General features: G+C 46.5%; 14 protein-coding genes. 12 read left to right on the top strand and 2 right to left on the bottom strand.

Annotated elements, in window-relative coordinates; all coding sequences use genetic code 11:
* The first annotated feature begins 2 nt into the window (after positions 1–2).
* From PAHA3_RS02700 to PAHA3_RS02715, 4 genes are all read left to right on the top strand, one after another.
* The gene (locus PAHA3_RS02700; protein WP_062833364.1) at positions 3–692 is read left to right on the top strand and encodes a response regulator transcription factor; all 690 of its coding nucleotides are present in this window, start codon (positions 3–5) and stop codon (positions 690–692) included.
* Complete coding sequence (locus PAHA3_RS02705) at positions 689–1,693, top strand: sensor histidine kinase (protein WP_062833365.1); 1,005 nt, start codon at positions 689–691, stop codon at positions 1,691–1,693. The genes PAHA3_RS02700 and PAHA3_RS02705 overlap by 4 nt, the downstream gene beginning before the upstream one ends.
* Before the next feature lie 116 nt (positions 1,694–1,809).
* On the top strand, positions 1,810–2,565 hold the full coding sequence (locus PAHA3_RS02710; protein WP_062833366.1) for an ABC transporter ATP-binding protein: 756 nt from the start codon (positions 1,810–1,812) through the stop codon (positions 2,563–2,565).
* Positions 2,562–4,487, top strand: coding sequence for an ABC transporter permease (locus PAHA3_RS02715; RefSeq protein WP_062833367.1), 1,926 nt, complete (start codon positions 2,562–2,564; stop codon positions 4,485–4,487). The genes PAHA3_RS02710 and PAHA3_RS02715 overlap by 4 nt, the downstream gene beginning before the upstream one ends.
* Positions 4,488–4,573: 86 nt before the next feature.
* Here the strand turns inward: PAHA3_RS02715 and PAHA3_RS02720 are convergent, their stop codons facing one another.
* The gene (locus PAHA3_RS02720) at positions 4,574–4,900 is read right to left on the bottom strand and encodes an SRPBCC family protein (RefSeq protein ID WP_062833368.1); all 327 of its coding nucleotides are present in this window, start codon (positions 4,898–4,900) and stop codon (positions 4,574–4,576) included.
* A gap of 147 nt (positions 4,901–5,047) precedes the next feature.
* Here PAHA3_RS02720 and pgsA point away from each other — a divergent pair, with 147 nt between their 5' ends.
* From pgsA to PAHA3_RS02750, 6 genes are all read left to right on the top strand, one after another.
* Positions 5,048–5,590 carry a CDP-diacylglycerol--glycerol-3-phosphate 3-phosphatidyltransferase gene (gene pgsA / locus PAHA3_RS02725; protein ID WP_062833369.1) on the top strand — a complete coding sequence of 181 codons (543 nt, stop codon included), beginning with the start codon at positions 5,048–5,050 and terminating at the stop codon, positions 5,588–5,590.
* Between the two features lie 3 nt (positions 5,591–5,593).
* On the top strand, positions 5,594–6,019 hold the full coding sequence (locus PAHA3_RS02730) for a GNAT family N-acetyltransferase (RefSeq protein ID WP_062833370.1): 426 nt from the start codon (positions 5,594–5,596) through the stop codon (positions 6,017–6,019).
* A 48-nt stretch (positions 6,020–6,067) separates the two neighbouring features.
* Complete coding sequence (locus PAHA3_RS02735; protein WP_062833371.1) at positions 6,068–6,502, top strand: GNAT family N-acetyltransferase; 435 nt, start codon at positions 6,068–6,070, stop codon at positions 6,500–6,502.
* A 109-nt stretch (positions 6,503–6,611) separates the two neighbouring features.
* Positions 6,612–7,034, top strand: coding sequence for a hypothetical protein (locus tag PAHA3_RS02740; protein ID WP_235599361.1), 423 nt, complete (start codon positions 6,612–6,614; stop codon positions 7,032–7,034).
* A 173-nt stretch (positions 7,035–7,207) separates the two neighbouring features.
* Positions 7,208–8,428, top strand: a complete 1,221-nt coding sequence (locus PAHA3_RS02745) for an RtcB family protein (RefSeq protein ID WP_062833372.1) — start codon at positions 7,208–7,210, stop codon at positions 8,426–8,428.
* Between the two features lie 23 nt (positions 8,429–8,451).
* Positions 8,452–9,630 carry a DUF4272 domain-containing protein gene (locus tag PAHA3_RS02750; protein ID WP_062833373.1) on the top strand — a complete coding sequence of 393 codons (1,179 nt, stop codon included), beginning with the start codon at positions 8,452–8,454 and terminating at the stop codon, positions 9,628–9,630.
* An 81-nt stretch (positions 9,631–9,711) separates the two neighbouring features.
* On the opposite strand, the gene PAHA3_RS02755 is transcribed toward PAHA3_RS02750, so the two are convergent.
* Complete coding sequence (locus PAHA3_RS02755) at positions 9,712–10,749, bottom strand: LacI family DNA-binding transcriptional regulator (RefSeq protein WP_062833374.1); 1,038 nt, start codon at positions 10,747–10,749, stop codon at positions 9,712–9,714.
* Between the two features lie 526 nt (positions 10,750–11,275).
* Between PAHA3_RS02755 and PAHA3_RS02760 the strand changes: the two genes are divergently transcribed.
* On the top strand, positions 11,276–12,658 hold the full coding sequence (locus PAHA3_RS02760; protein ID WP_371327895.1) for an ABC transporter substrate-binding protein: 1,383 nt from the start codon (positions 11,276–11,278) through the stop codon (positions 12,656–12,658).
* Between the two features lie 126 nt (positions 12,659–12,784).
* Positions 12,785–15,712, top strand: coding sequence for an extracellular solute-binding protein (locus PAHA3_RS02765; RefSeq protein WP_062833375.1), 2,928 nt, complete (start codon positions 12,785–12,787; stop codon positions 15,710–15,712).
* The last annotated feature ends 7 nt before the right edge of the window (positions 15,713–15,719 follow it).

Here is a 15,719-nt window from a genome sequence, read left to right on the forward strand (position 1 = left end):
TCTTGTTTAAAATTATGCTCATTGAAGATGACGAATCGTTATTCAGTGAAATCAAGGAACGCTTAACCCAGTGGTCGTATGACGTGTATGGTGTGCAGGATTTTGGCAAGGTATTGCAGGAGTACAGTGTGATTCAGCCGCAACTGGTCATTATTGATATTCAGTTGCCCCAATATGACGGGTTTCACTGGTGCCGGATTATTCGTTCGCACTCCAATGTGCCGATTATCTTTCTGTCCTCACGGGATCATCCTGCGGATATGGTCATGTCCATGCATTTGGGTGCAGATGATTTTATCCAGAAGCCTTTTCATTTCGATGTATTGATTGCCAAGATCCAAGCGACTTTGCGGAGGGTGTACAACTATAACACAGAGCATATTGAACTTCGAACCTGGCGTGGTGCGGCTATTGAATATGTTAAAAATACGTTGACCTGTGGGGATGAATCCATCCTGTTAACCAAAAATGAGATGTTCATCCTTAAAGTGCTGATCGAGCACAAAAATCAGATTGTTACCCGTGAGGATCTCATCCGGAGCTTGTGGGATCATGAGCATTTCGTGAGTGACAATACGCTCACGGTAAACGTTAACCGGTTACGGAAGAAACTTGAACCCATTGGACTGGACGGTTACATTGAAACCAAAGTAGGTCAGGGCTACATGGCAACGGAAGAGGCGGAAGCATGATCGGCAAATACATACGGGAAAAGGCTAGCTGGTTATGGCTGTTGGTAAGCATGCAGCTTATTATCTTATTGGTGGCCTACCTGGATTCGTCCATTCCATTCCAATCTGTGGTGTATATCGTAGGACTGAATGTAGTGGTATGTCTTGTTTTTATCTGGGCGAGATACTTGAAAGAAACCCGCTTTTATAAAAAGTTGAACACCTGGGATCATACCTATGATCTTGGGGAGCTTGAGATCGCCGAGAGTCCCTATGAACTCATCGTACACGAGGCTATTACCTCCCAGACGGAGCGGTATCGTAAGGAGTCATCACATCATTTTATCGCTTTGGAACAGGAGAAGGATGAGATGTTGTCCTGGATTCATGAGGTGAAGACCCCACTGACTGCGTTGCAACTCATGATAGAGCGCTTGCCAGATGATAAGCTACAGAACCAAATGACATATGAATGGTTACGAATTCATCAGTTGCTGGATCAGCAGCTTCATCAGAAGCGTATTCCGTTCATGCATAATGATCTGTTCATCGAAGAGACCGAACTTGAACCGGTATTGAATAGCGAGATACGAGCACTGAAATCGTGGTGCATTTCCAAAGGCATTGGTTTTGATGTGTCTTTAATGGTATCGCGCGTGCTCACTGACAGCAAATGGTTAGGATTCATCCTCCGGCAGTTGTTGAGCAATGCAGTGAAATATAGCGATTCATCGGATATTCTCATTGAAAGTCGGGAACAGGATGGACACATCATACTCATGATTCAGGATCACGGGCGGGGGATTGAGGCTCAAGATCTGCCACGTATATTTGATAAAGGATTTACGTCTACCCGAGGCAGAATGAATGGGTCAGCTACTGGGATGGGACTATATTTGGTTCGTCAGGTGGTCCAGACGCTTCATATGAACATTCATGTAAAATCTTCTCTTGGCGAGGGCACAATCGTCACACTTACTTTTCCGCGAAAAAACGACATGGTGCATCTTGCAGGCGTGTGACAACAATGTCACATGCTTTTTGGTTTTGTTCGGTGAATCGCACGATAACACTGCACATCCCGCCTATGATATAGACATGAGCATTTTGCAGAAGATCTAAGAGGAGTGAGTGGGATATGTGGATACTGGAAGCCAAAAAAATTCATAAAGTCTATGGTAATAAACTGAATAAACAGGAAGTGCTGAAGGGGATCGACCTCGGGGTAAGCAAGGGAGAGTTTGTCGGTATTATGGGGCCTTCGGGTTCGGGTAAAACGACGCTGCTTAATGTACTTTCCTCCATTGATCGGGTGAGTCAGGGCACGATTGATATTGAGGGCAAGGAATTCACCGGAATGAAGGAGAAACAGCTGGCTGAGTTCCGCAAACATCATCTGGGCTTTATTTTTCAGGAATATAATCTGCTGGATACGTTGACGGTGAAGGAAAATGTATTATTACCGCTCTCGATCACGAACATTCCAAAGCAGGAGGCACACCGGAAGTTTGAACAGATTGCCGGTGAACTGGGAATCTACGAATTAAAAGACAAATATCCATCTGAAATTTCGGGTGGTCAGAAGCAGCGGACTTCGGCAGCACGAGCATTTGTCCACGAGCCGAGTATCATTTTTGCGGATGAGCCGACAGGAGCGCTGGATTCCAAGTCGGCTTCGGATCTGCTCAGCAAGTTAAGTGATATGAACAATGCACGAAAGGCGACTATTATTATGGTTACCCATGATCCGGTTGCCGCAAGTTATTGCAGCAGAGTAATCTTCATTCGTGATGGTCAGAACTATACCCAACTGAATAAAGGAGACGAGTCCCGGCAATCGTTCTTCAACGATATTATCAAAACCCAGGGCGTGTTGGGTGGTGTGCAGCAATGAGCTTGAGTTATATTATCTTCCGCAATCTCAGGAAGAATCTGAAGAATTATTATCTCTATGTATTTGCGCTTGTGTTCAGCGTGGCCTTATATTTTTCCTTTGTGACGTTGCAGTATGATCCTTCCATGGATGAGGTGGCTGCTTCAACGAAAGGTGCGGCGGCTATAGGCGCGTCTTCGGTACTGTTAATCGTCATTGTCGGCATCTTTTTGCTCTATGCCAATACGATCTTTATCAAGCGGCGCAGCAAAGAAATTGGGTTGTTTCAATTGATCGGACTGACGAAAGGCAGAATTTTTGGCATTTTGAGTGCGGAGAATAGTATTCTCTATTTTGGCTCCATGGCTGTCGGTGTGTTAATTGGGTTTCTTGCGTCCAAGCTGGTATTGATGATCTTGTTTAAAATTCTCGGTGTCGATGCGATTACGAAACTGTACTTCTCACCAATGGCCTTGCTGCAAACGGTCATTGTCTTTACGCTCATATACCTGCTCATCATGCTGATGAACTATACCTTTATCAAGGGGCAAAGTATCCTCTCGCTCTTTCGGGTGTCGGCCACTTCGGAACAGCAGGTGCAGAAGATGTCTGTCGGACAGATGATTATAGGCGTCTTGGGTATTGCCCTGATTGTGTATGGATACTTCGTGTCTGCACGGCTGTTCAGCGGTGAGGCAATGGATATGCAGCAGTTGATGTATACGATGCTTCTGATTCTGTTCTCGGTCATATTGGGGACATACCTGTTCTATAAGGGATCGGTAAGTTTTATTTTTAATCTGATTCGCAAAAGTAAAAACGGATACCTTACCATTCATGAGGTGTTGTCTTTATCTTCAATCATGTTCCGCATGAAATCCAACGCATTGCTGCTTACAATTATTACAACCGTGTCGGCGCTTGCTATTGGCATGCTGTCGCTCAGTTACATTTCGTATTATTCAGCAGACGCGCAGGCCAAGGAAAGCTTGCCGGAGGATTTCTCTTTTGCTCAGGTGGATGTAAAAAATCGCTTTGTAGCGGAATTGGAACACAAACAGATTCCATATGAAGAGAAGCATAGACAGCCCATTTATATTGAAATTGATGCTCAAGAGGTGATGGATGAGTCGTTGACGGAAAAATACCTGTTCAGTAGTGTGGTGAGTGACAACATGGTAGATAACATTGATTTGCAAGCGGGTGAAGTGGTCTTCATGGGATATGGAAATGCCATTCAGCAGTTGATTTCCATTCAGGAGACAGGTCCAATCGTCTTGCACGGGTTGAAACATACGATGGCACAACAACTGATCGGAACCACCAAACATGGAGTCCTTCCCGCGTATTATACTGGGGGCACGCCTGTAGCGGTCGTGGATGAGACGGTATATCAGCAGCTGAAGCTGGACATCGATCCCGAGCTGCAGAAAGCCGAGTGGGCTGACTACTATGGTGTACGTATTAAGAACGAGGGGCAGGCTGAAGATGCATACGCCGTATATAAGGAGCAGCAGTTGGAAGCGCCAAGTTTCTCCCAGATTGAATTCAGAAATAACCAACGTAACACGATGGGCCTAATTATGTTCATTGTTGGATTCCTTGGGTTGACGTTCTTGATCACATCGGGATGTATCCTGTACTTTAAACAAATGAATGAGAGTGAAGAGGAGAAGGGCAATTATACCATTCTTCGTAAACTTGGATTCACACAAAGCAATCTGTTGAGAGGAATTCAGATCAAGCAGTTGTTTAACTTCGGTATTCCGCTTGTGGTGGGATTGAGTCATAGTTACTTTGCCGTGAAGTCAGGTTGGTTCTTCTTTGGTACGGAGCTGGCGACACCTACGGTCATTGTCATGATAGTCTATACATTGCTATATTCAATTTTTGGCCTGTTGTCTGTGTGGTACTATAAACGGGTGATTAAGGAAGCTTTGTAGAATTGGGATCAGGAGATGCTGATCTAGCAAAATAGGTTGAGTAAAGGGCAGCTGTAATGATTACAGACTGCTCTTTTTCTTGCTTTCTATCCCTGCTCAGAACCGGTGTTGTATTTAAGGATTGCTTTTTCAATATCGTCTCCAGTCCAGCCTTCTTCATGAGGAACGATAATATGTTGTGTGAACGTCATCTCGGAACGCTCTCCATGAGAAGTGACTTCAACGGTAAGCGTATCAACAGTTTCGCTAAATTGTGGCATCTCAAATGTAAGCACCAATCGGCTGGGTGGATCAATCTCCAAGTATTCTCCAATAGCTCTATAATCCTTCCCCTCACGATGATCTACGATTTCCCAAGTACCGCCGACTTTGGGTTCATTCTGTACAACTTTATACAGATAAGTATAATGCAATTAGTTACTTTTGTTTAACAGGTTATCTGGAAAATGAATATAGCTTCGTAAAAAAAAGGATGATTTCGGAATTAAGTCGAAATGATTAATAGAGTTCATGAATCTGATTCATGTATAACAGTCTAACGAGGGGAGTGGAGATATCTAATGAATCTGGCAAATAAAATCACGTTGGCTAGAATCGCGTTGATTCCGTTGTTTATAATCTGTTTCCTCAATCAGCAAAGTGTGATGATTGCTCTAATTATTTTTGCAGTAGCAGCGGGTACGGATAAACTGGATGGATATGTGGCTAGAAAATATAATCAGATCACGAATCTGGGAAAGCTACTTGATCCGCTGGCGGATAAACTGTTGATTGCGGTAGCGCTCATCATGATGGTGCAGGAGAATATGATCAGTTCATGGATTGCTGTAATCATTATTGGGCGTGAAATTGTCATTACAGCGTTACGAATGGTCGCAACAGAGCAGGGTATTGCTCTTGCAGCCGATCGATATGGCAAGATCAAAATGGTGCTTCAGGTGGGAGCGATCGTTGCCATAATGCTCAACAATTATCCGTTTCAGCTACTGACTGATATCCGGGTGGACGTGGCATTATTATGGCTTGCAGCAGGTGTTACCCTCTTATCCGGGATGAATTACATTATCGTAAATTATAAACTGCTGAGAAAAAGGAGTGAATAGGAGATGTTTAAAGGAAATATAACCCCAAGTACCGAGCAAGATTCGGCATATGTTCGCCAGCAATTAGTCGCATACAATGCGACCCATGTGAGTGAGGAATTAAGAAATCGGTATGAAGAATTTAATTTTAATATCAAAAATGAGGCTGGCGAAATTGTCGCAGGATTGCTCAGTACACTTTGCTGGAATTGGGTAGAGCTTGATATCCTTTGGGTGGACTCCGATCAGCGGCATCGGGGATACGGTTCCCAGTTGTTGCTTGAGGTGGAGCGTATTGCGCGCGAGAAATCCTGTGATTTTATTATGTTGAATACATTCTCATACCAAGCACCGGAATTCTACAAGAAGCACGGATATCAATTGATCACAACGATCGAGAATGCTCCAACAGGGCATTGCCATTATTATTTTAAGAAGGACCTTAATTAAGATAGATTATAGAATACCAAATAAGAGAGAACGTCAGGGGGACATATTATGGTTACGATCAAAGCCATTGAACTACAGGATCTGCCGAGTTTAAGCAAACTGTATGATGAGTTGATAGGAACACCTTCGAACGAGCAGCAGATGAAAAAGATGTTTCATTACATACAGCAGAATGGTAATTATCACGTGCTTGGGGCATTTTACAATGGCAAATTGGTCGGGTCCGTTATGGGCATTGAGTGTATGGATCTGGTGGGTCCATGCAAACCGTTCATGGTTGTGGAGAATGTGATTGTGTCGGATCAGGTGCGCAGACAGGGGATTGGTCAGAAGTTGATGCTCCAGATTGAACGAATTGCCAGGGATCTCGGTTGTGATTACATGATTCTGGTGTCTGGCGATCAGCGCAAGGAAGCGCATATATTCTATGAGAAGCTGGGCTTCAAGGATGAGAAGGTTCAGGGTTACCGGAAGCATTTCTAATTAAACGATCAGATGAAAAGTTCTTACACAATGTGGAAGGATTACTCAATGAGCATGGCGAATAAGGCATAGTCTTAATAAAAGAGATGAATAAGAGGGAGGCACTCTCGTGTTCAAAAAATGGGCTAATGTCTTCATGATTCTGAGCTTGGTATTCGCCGTCTGTTCCCCAACTTCCCATGCGGCTGCCAAAACGGTCAAGGTAACCGTGACGCTGGTAAGCGCAGAGCTTGTGGAGAATAACTCTGTCGGTAATGAGTGGGCTATCGGAGCAAGTGTGAACGGCAAAGATTTGAAAGAGGGCTCGTCGGTTACATTAAACCTGAAATCCACAGGTACATTGAAACTGGAGGCCATCGCCGAAGAACAGGACAAGATTCCTGACTATGGGAGTAAAAGCGCTAACGTCAAACTATCTTCGTTCTCCAAATCAACCAACAAGACCCTTTCCGTGGTGGTCACCGAGAACAGAGGCCGATATTCTGGTAACACAGCGACTTGGGCGTTCAAGTTTAAGATTAGCAAAAAGTGAATAGGAATCAGTGTGAGAAAAGGGAGCCGAGCTCTCTTTTTTTAATGCTTAGATAATGGTGAGCTGAAGGAAGAGCATGTTTCGAGCCTCGCTGATCTTTGTTAAACTAAGGAAAGAAATGGATAGAAATATAAGATGAATTTTCAAAAAATACATAGGAGGTTAACACAATCATGCGTATCGTAGATAACATTAAAGTCTGGGGGGAGCCGCTGGAGAACGCCGTAAGTCAGGCGGTGACTTGCTCGCAATATGGAGATGTACTGGGTGTGGCTCTGATGGCCGACCATCACAAAGGCTACTCACAGCCCATCGGTGGTGTTGTCGCTTATCGGAATATGATCAGTCCGTCAGGTGTCGGATATGATATTGCCTGTGGCAACAAGGCAGTGCGCACGAATCTGATGTGGGACGATATTCGGGATCAGATTAAAACGATCATGGATGACATCAATTCGACTATATCTTTCGGCGTGGGCCGCAACAATCCAACACCTGTGGATCATGACTTGTTCGACGATGCGAGCTGGAAGCTGTTTGATGCCATCGAACCGGGATTACAGCATAAGCTGAAGACACTTGCACGCAACCAACTCGGAACCGTAGGCAGTGGCAATCATTTCGTGGATATTTTTGTACAAGAGGCGACGGGAAAGGTATGGATTGCGAATCATTTTGGCAGCCGCGGGTTTGGTCACAAAGTGGCGAGTGGGTTCCTTAACCTTGCCGCAGGGCGTCAGTTCAGTGGCAAAGCTCCTGGCGAATCGATGGATCAACCGCCTACGTTGTTTGACCTGAACAGCGAAATGGGTGATATGTATTGGGACGCAATGACTTTGGCGGGCCGATATGCTTATGCAGGACGTGACTATGTCATTGAACAGATGCTCGGAATTCTTGGGGCAAGTGCCGAATATGCCGTACATAACCATCACAACTTTGCCTGGAAAGAGCAGCACATGGGTGAAGAGGTAGTCGTGGTCCGCAAAGGTGCAACGCCGCTGGCACCCGGACAACTCGGTTTTGTTGGAGGAAGTATGGGGGATATCTCGGTCATTGTGGAGGGGATCCATAGCGAGGAGAATACCGAATCATACCGCAGCACTGTGCACGGAGCAGGGCGAACGATGAGTCGAACCCAGGCGGCTGGCAAAATGAATTACAAGCTTCGCACACGCATGGGCGGCGAGATTAGCGAAGCACAGATGCATGAGGCGATTCGCGCCTATGGTGTTGAGCTGCGGGGAGCAGGCACGGACGAAAGTCCGTTTGTGTACAAGAAGCTGCAAGACGTACTGAACGCACATGCGAATACGCTGAAAATTAACCATGTACTGCGCCCGGTAGGCGTTGCCATGGCCGGAGGTAATGAATTCGATCCGTATAAGGATTAGTCAGAGAGAAGAGGGTGAACTTCATGAGAAATTGTGCGATATATAGCTCTCAGTTTGATCTTGATCAGCTGTTTGAAGTGGTTCAATCCATTTATCCAGAGGATTCCATTGAGCGGCAAGAAGACAAGACACATATCCAAGTGACTCAGAAGAAATGGTTCAGTAAGAAAACAAAGGGCTTCAATATCATGACGAGCCAGACACATCCAGAGGAATTTACGACCATGATTCAGGGGATGCTTGGATTTTTGAGTCAGATTGAGGGGCGCAATGCTGCGCTCCAGGAAAAGGTACTGATCAAATGTTCCACACTGAACATGGTGGTTGGTATTGAGACGGAAGAGGATATCTCGGAAGAATTCTTTGGCGAGTTATTGCGGTTGGCTGATGCGCTGGATGCCGTCATTTTCTGGGGAGGGGGATCTCTGCTCAATGCACAAGGCCAGCTACTGCTGGATGTGAATGGAGAATCCGAAGTGGAGGATTACACGGTGACAGCGCACACCAGTTTCCTTGACGATTCCAGACCCCAATCGGAGTCTGCGATTCAACGTAAAGCACGGTCAGAGCAACTGTTAACGGAACAAGGAGTTCCGTATAATGCGAACTTGCCCGCCAGAGCCGGAGACGAGTACACGACGATTCGAAGTGAAGCGGAAGTCGCGCGACGTGCGGTTGCTTTGTGTCTTGCTGCGCTTAAAGGGGAGTGCCTGGGAGCTGGTGAAAGTGCGGAAGATACAGCAGCGTTGGTTCAGGAAGTGATCGACAAGTATGAGGCGACATCATTCTTTTCCCCCGTAGAGAAGGCATTTATCGATCAGCACGGAGCGGAGCAGCAGGAGATCATCTCCTTCTCCTGGGGATATGAAGCCTACCACGTGATGTTGTGGGCGCTCGGCTATGTGAAGGAACTGGATGCACCAACGGAGTTGTGTAATGTAGGGAAGGATGTCGGTTATTTGCAGCAGAAGGATAGCTTTGCCGACTTTCTCTCGGATGCATCTCTACGTAGCAAGAGCGAGATTTTGGATGAAGCAGATCTGATCTACCGTTACAACTGGGTGTGCGTGGATAGTCGTGTAAATGACAAAATACCTCCCGCTGGTCTGAATGGCGGAGTGGCTTATGAACGTCACCGTGCATTGAACTGGCTGATCTGTTATCTGGATCAGGACTGGGATGATGTGCGTACAGATACGTAGAACGTGATATTACAGAACATACAACAATACAAACACCCCTATAGCCGTAACAATACGGTTAAAGGGGTGTTTGGCGTGCTTTTATCCACTATGCCTGCCGAACTGTTCACGAATAATGACATCAGCAAGAATCAGCTTTTTCTCTACGCTGCTCTCGGGGTTCGCAATGCGCCACAACATCTGATCCACTGCACGTGAGCCCAGCAATTCCTTGTTCACATTGACTGTGGCCAGTAATGGAATGTTGTCGTATAGATTATCAAAACCGGTGACTACACACTGATCGGGTACACGAATACCCATACTCTCAAGGGCTTCAATGGTGTATAACCCATAGAAATCATTGGCACATACAAAAACTTCAGGCAGATTATCCTCGTTGATCACCGAAGTGAACGTCTGGCGGAACTCGTCCAAGGCCTGATTACTCAGCTCAGGAATCTGGTTAACTTCCATCCCGTGACCCATGAGTACAGAAGTGTAAGCAATCCAGCGTTCATAGAAACTATGAGCATCACTGATATTGCCGACGAACTGGAAGGTTTTGAAGCCCTTGCGGAGCAAATAGAGCATGATCTCACGCATGGATGCAAAGTTATCGGTGAATATGCTGTCGCTGTGGAAAACAGGGTCCAGATGATCCACCATCACGACCGGAATACCAAGACGCTTGATTTCAAGCAGAATTGGCGTCGAGATGGAGCCGACGGTGATGATTCCCCGAATGGCATCCGGATTTAACAAGGTGAATAACTGGTCTGCTGATGGTTCCGTTAGCGTCAGAATATTAATGCCTTTCTGATTTAGCTTGGACGAGATCCCGTTAAATACGGGTCCCCAGTATACGGATTCTTGATTTTGATAACGAACATTGGGAAATAAAATTAAGATCGTACCGCTTGAACGGGTATTCTTCGGGTCCTGAGATTCATTGCTGTTATACAGTTCACCAGACAACATGCTGTTATCTTTGAAATATCCAAGTTTGCCAGCGGCCTTGAGAATGACATCCCTCGTCTGATCGCTAACGCCTGATTTTCCAGACAAAGCCCGTGATACCGCGAATTTCGACAAACCTGTAAAATGTGCAATTTCCTGAATTGTTACCTTCGTCTTCATCATACCATCCTTACACTCGTAGTTCTGCCGTATTCCTTATTTGGAGCGATGTCCAACTGATTCTAGTATAGCATGTTGTATTTCTCTTAATCTAATAACGGACAGAGAATTCAAAATGTTAGTGATGCACAGCATTTTAAGATAGACATTGAACATGAAGGTAAGCACATTTTAAGATAGTATGACGAATTTTGTCTTGGTAATTATTATTTTGTTATTTTTTAAAAATAACAAAATATCGAAAGTGATCCTGATTTCAATAAGCGTGTACTTAGTGGATGTACTCATGAATAAGCTGTAATACAGGAAAATTTGAGCTTAATCAGCATTTTATCAGAATAAATAGAAAATGTTAACAACAAAAATGTTGACGCTTACATTTTGCTGTGTTAAATTTTGTTTGTCAAAAACAAACAAGAAAATAACAAATGGTGGTGGTCGTTTATTTTCGATTGGTTGATGAGCGGGGTTAAGGATGTAGGGTGAACCATGATTGGTATACACATTCGGGGAGGTTGTTAAAATCATGATGAGAAGATGGAATGTTCTACCTCTGATGTTATTGGCTGTATTGCTTTTTGTATCCGCTTGCAGCGGTGGGGGAACAGCGCAGACGGGGACCGATGCAGAGGGAACGACGAACTCAGGCAACAGCACCGAAGTCGCTGAGACAGAGAAAGAAGGCGCAGCGGAAGAAGCTGTAGTGGATGTTCCTGATCTGGGTGGACGTGTCATCAAGCTTGCGGCCTGGTGGGATCTGAAACCGGCAGGAGAGACGGCCTCCGATAAGGCCAGACTCGATAAAATTGCAGAGGTCGAGAAGAAATACAACGTAAAACTGGAGTTCATCAACGTACCTTTTGAAGAGTACATGAACAAATTCACAACGTCTGCACTGGCTGGCGAACCGTTCGCTGACATCGTTCAGATGGAATACAAATCCGCACTACCCGCTATCCTCAAAGGGCAGCTGTTGCCCATCTCCGAATTCACTACACCTGAGAACAACATCAACCAAGAGGCTAACCTGATTGCAAAATTTCCTGCCATTGCAGGCAATGAATACGCCTTCGAATCTCCAACCAGCATTGGTCTGGGACTTCACTATAACCGTGACTTGTTCAAAAAACTATCATTGCCTGATCCGCAAGAACTGTATAACCAAGGCGAATGGGATTGGGACAAATTCATGGAACTCGCCAAACAGGCAACCAAAGATACCAATAACGATGGCAAAATCGACGTATACGGATTCTCAGGCTGGGCCCTTGATGTCGTTCGCCATTTTACCGCAGCCAATGGTGGCACGATCGTAGATGATGCAAATAGCAAAGAAGGATTGTCTGATCCGAAAACGATTGAAGCTGCCGAATTCGTCAAACGTCTATATAACGTGGAAAATGTCGTGAAGGTCAAAACTGGCGACAAAACCAACTGGGAGGAAAGCAATACGTTCAAGGATGGAGACGTAGCGTTGTTCACCGCCGCAGAATGGCAGTTGGGCGATCTCACCTTTGCAGTCGGTGTTGTGCCGATTCCGAACGGGCCACAGGGTAGTAAAGAGGTAACCTATGCAAACAACGCGGCATCGGCGAAGTTCATTCCAAAAGGTGTGGAGGATCCACAGATCGTCTACCAAATCTACGAAGAGACCTTCGATATTCCGCAGATTGAAGAGTATCCAGGTCAGGATTATCTGGAGAGCCGTTATACCGACGAGAAGGATATTGCGATCATTCGCGAGCACATCGCTGGAACAGGCCGCATCTTGCTGGATGATGCCTACACAGGATACCCATTCGGAGACTTTGTGAACGATATCATCAAAAACAATGCTTCCGTGACGGCAACAGCCGAGAAATATAAAGCACAGGCACAAGCGGCCATTGATAAACTCGGCAAACAATAATAACACTTATCACCAGCAAACGATTCAGGCAGGGGGCTCGTGTCGGCAAAGTTGCACGGAGCCCCTTTTTCCTGAACCACCAAATCGGCATTGCTGGCATCAGCCTTGATGAGGAGGACTCGTAGGATGGCTGGAATTCTACAACGCAAGACATGGATATTGTCCACAGTGATCATCGTGGCGGCAGCCTGCATCATTCTATATGTAACTTCCGGCTCTGATGTGAAGAGTGCAGACATTCCACCTGGCAGTCTGCCTGCCATTGAAGTGGATGCGATCTTGCAGCAGACCCGGCAGAAAAAGGGATACGAACAGTATCGATCCGGAACGGGCCAGGCTTCGCAGCCGAATGTGGACATCACCATTGAAGCAGGAGATTACATAAGAGCCGAAGGTGAAGACGTCCGCAAACTGACTAATTATGAAGAAATGGATGGTGTATCTCTCCATACCGGAGAGACCGGACAAGTCGATTGGACCATTAACGTACCGGAGACCGGGCTGTATAACCTGTCCGCGATCTATTTTCCCGTTGAAGGCAAGAGTTCGGCCATTGAGCGTGCATTGTACATTGACGGTGAACTTCCATTTGCGGAAGCCGCCTATTTGCAGTTTGACCGGGTATGGGCGAATGAGAAAGATATCGTTGAACAGGATAACCAAGGCAATGACCTTCGCCCGAGACAAGTGGAGCAACCTCGCTGGATGGAAGAAACGTTTCAGGACTCAGACGGGTACGAACAGGCTCCATTCAAGTTTTATTTGGAAAAAGGGGAACACACGCTAACGCTAAAATCATCGCGTGAGCCCATGGTGATCCGATCCATTCGTCTTTTCAATGAGAAGGCCGCCGTTCCTTACGCAGAGACTGCGGGGGCACAACAATCGGATTCCTCCGGGCAGCCGAAGGATGTACTTATTCGCATTGAAGGAGAAGCCGCAATTGCCAAATCTTCACCTACGTTATACCCAACAAGCGAAAGGTCAAGTTCTGCTGTATCTCCTTACAGCGCTTCCCAGGTACGCATCAATACGATTGGTGGCTTTAACTGGCGGCTGCCAGGACAATGGATTGAATGGGAAGTGGATGTGCCGGAGAGTGGACTTTATCATATCGGTTTTACCGCACAGCAGAATTTTGTCAAAGGCATCTATTCTACACGCAAACTGACCATTGATGGTGAAGTTCCGTTTGCAGAGATGGCCAAAGCACCTTTCCGTTACCAAAGCGACTATCGCATTGACGTCATGGGAGGCAAGGAAGCATACAAGTTTCAATTGGACAAAGGAAAACATGTGCTACGGCTGGAGAACAGCCTCGGTGACTTTGCACCCCTTATCCGCAATGTGGAGGACAGTCTGTACAACTTGAACTCCATGTACCGACGCATTCTGATGATTACAGGTACCAAGCCTGATGAATTCCGGGATTATCGGGTGGATAAGCAGATCCCGAACCTGCTGGAAGTATTCAGCGGAGAAAGTAAACGTCTCAAGGACGTGGCTGCACAGCTTCGTCTCCTGTCAGGACAGTCCAGTGATCAGGAAGCCTTGATTAAGACGATGGCGCTTCAACTGGACGAGATGATTGACAAGCCAGATACCATTCCAAGACGGCTTGCGGCTTATAAAACCAACACAGGCGGTCTCGGCACATGGGTGCAGCAGGCACGAGAACAGCCCCTGGAGATCGACGCACTGTACGTCACTTCGATCGACCGCGATATTCCCGGCACAGGCATGGGGCCACTCGCGAAGCTCGGTCATGAAGCGAAGATATTCTATCATTCGTTCTTCATTGATTATAACCAGATCGGCAATGTAGCCACATCGGAAGATCAGCGGACGGTAACCGTCTGGATTGGTAGTGGACGTGACCAGGCGAATACGATGAAAGCGATGATTGACAAGACCTTTACACCAGACAGTGGTATCAATGTCAATCTGAAGCTGGTGAATATGGGAACCCTGCTGCCAGCGACTTTGTCTGGTGAAGGACCGGACGTAGCGATGCAGATCGGCAACGATCTGCCGGTGAACTTTGCGATGCGGAACTCGGCTGTAGATCTGACGCAATTCAGTGATTATAGCAGCGTGGAACAGGAGTTCAGGGAAAGTGCGATCGTGCCGTATGCCTATGACTCAGGCGTATATGCTCTGCCGGAAACACAAACCTTTAATATGCTGTTTTATCGTAAAGACGTGCTTGAAGAACTGGGGCTTGAAGTGCCTCAGAACTGGGAGGATGTTGAAGCTCTGCTCGCGATTCTGAGCAAGAATCATATGGAATTCGGTATGCCGATTGTGACCCAGGCCAATATGCAGGGTGTCAATATTCCGCCGAACTCGCAGTATGCAACGATGCTGCTTCAGAACGGAGGCGCTTTCTATCGGAACGATGACAAGGAGTCAGATCTGGATTCCCGGATCGGGATTGAGACGTTCAAGCAGTGGACGGAGTTCTATACCGATTACAAGCTGGAGCGGGAATATGATTTTGCCAACCGTTTCCGGACAGGACAGATGCCTATTGGACTAACGGATTACACCATGTACAACCAGTTGTCCGTATTTGCACCGGAGATTCGGGGACTATGGGGATTCGTTCCTGTCCCGGGAACCGTTCAGGCGGATGGAACCTTGAATCGGGACGTACCGGGTGGAGGCAGCGCGGTCATGATGCTGGAAAGTGCCAAGGATCAGGACGCGGCGTGGGAGTTCATGAAGTGGTGGACCAGTACACCGATTCAGGCGGAATTCGGACGGGAGATGGAAGGGCTGATGGGTGCGGCTGCCCGTTATCCAACGGCAAACATCAAGGCACTGGATTCCCTGCCGTGGCCTGCGGAGGATTACGCCAATCTCAAAGCGCAATTTGAAACGGTGAAGGGCATTCCTGAAGTACCCGGTGGTTATTTTACAGGCCGCCATCTGTTCAATGCATTTTACAAAACCGTTGTTGGCCAAGTGGAAGCCAGGGAATCCATTATGGATTATACCCAATATATTCAGGACGAGATTCGCGTCAAGCGTAATGAATTTGGTCTTCCGTAAGCAGAGG

The sequence above is a fragment of the Paenibacillus amylolyticus genome, from assembly GCF_001570725.1.
GTDB lineage: Bacteria > Bacillota > Bacilli > Paenibacillales > Paenibacillaceae > Paenibacillus > Paenibacillus amylolyticus_A.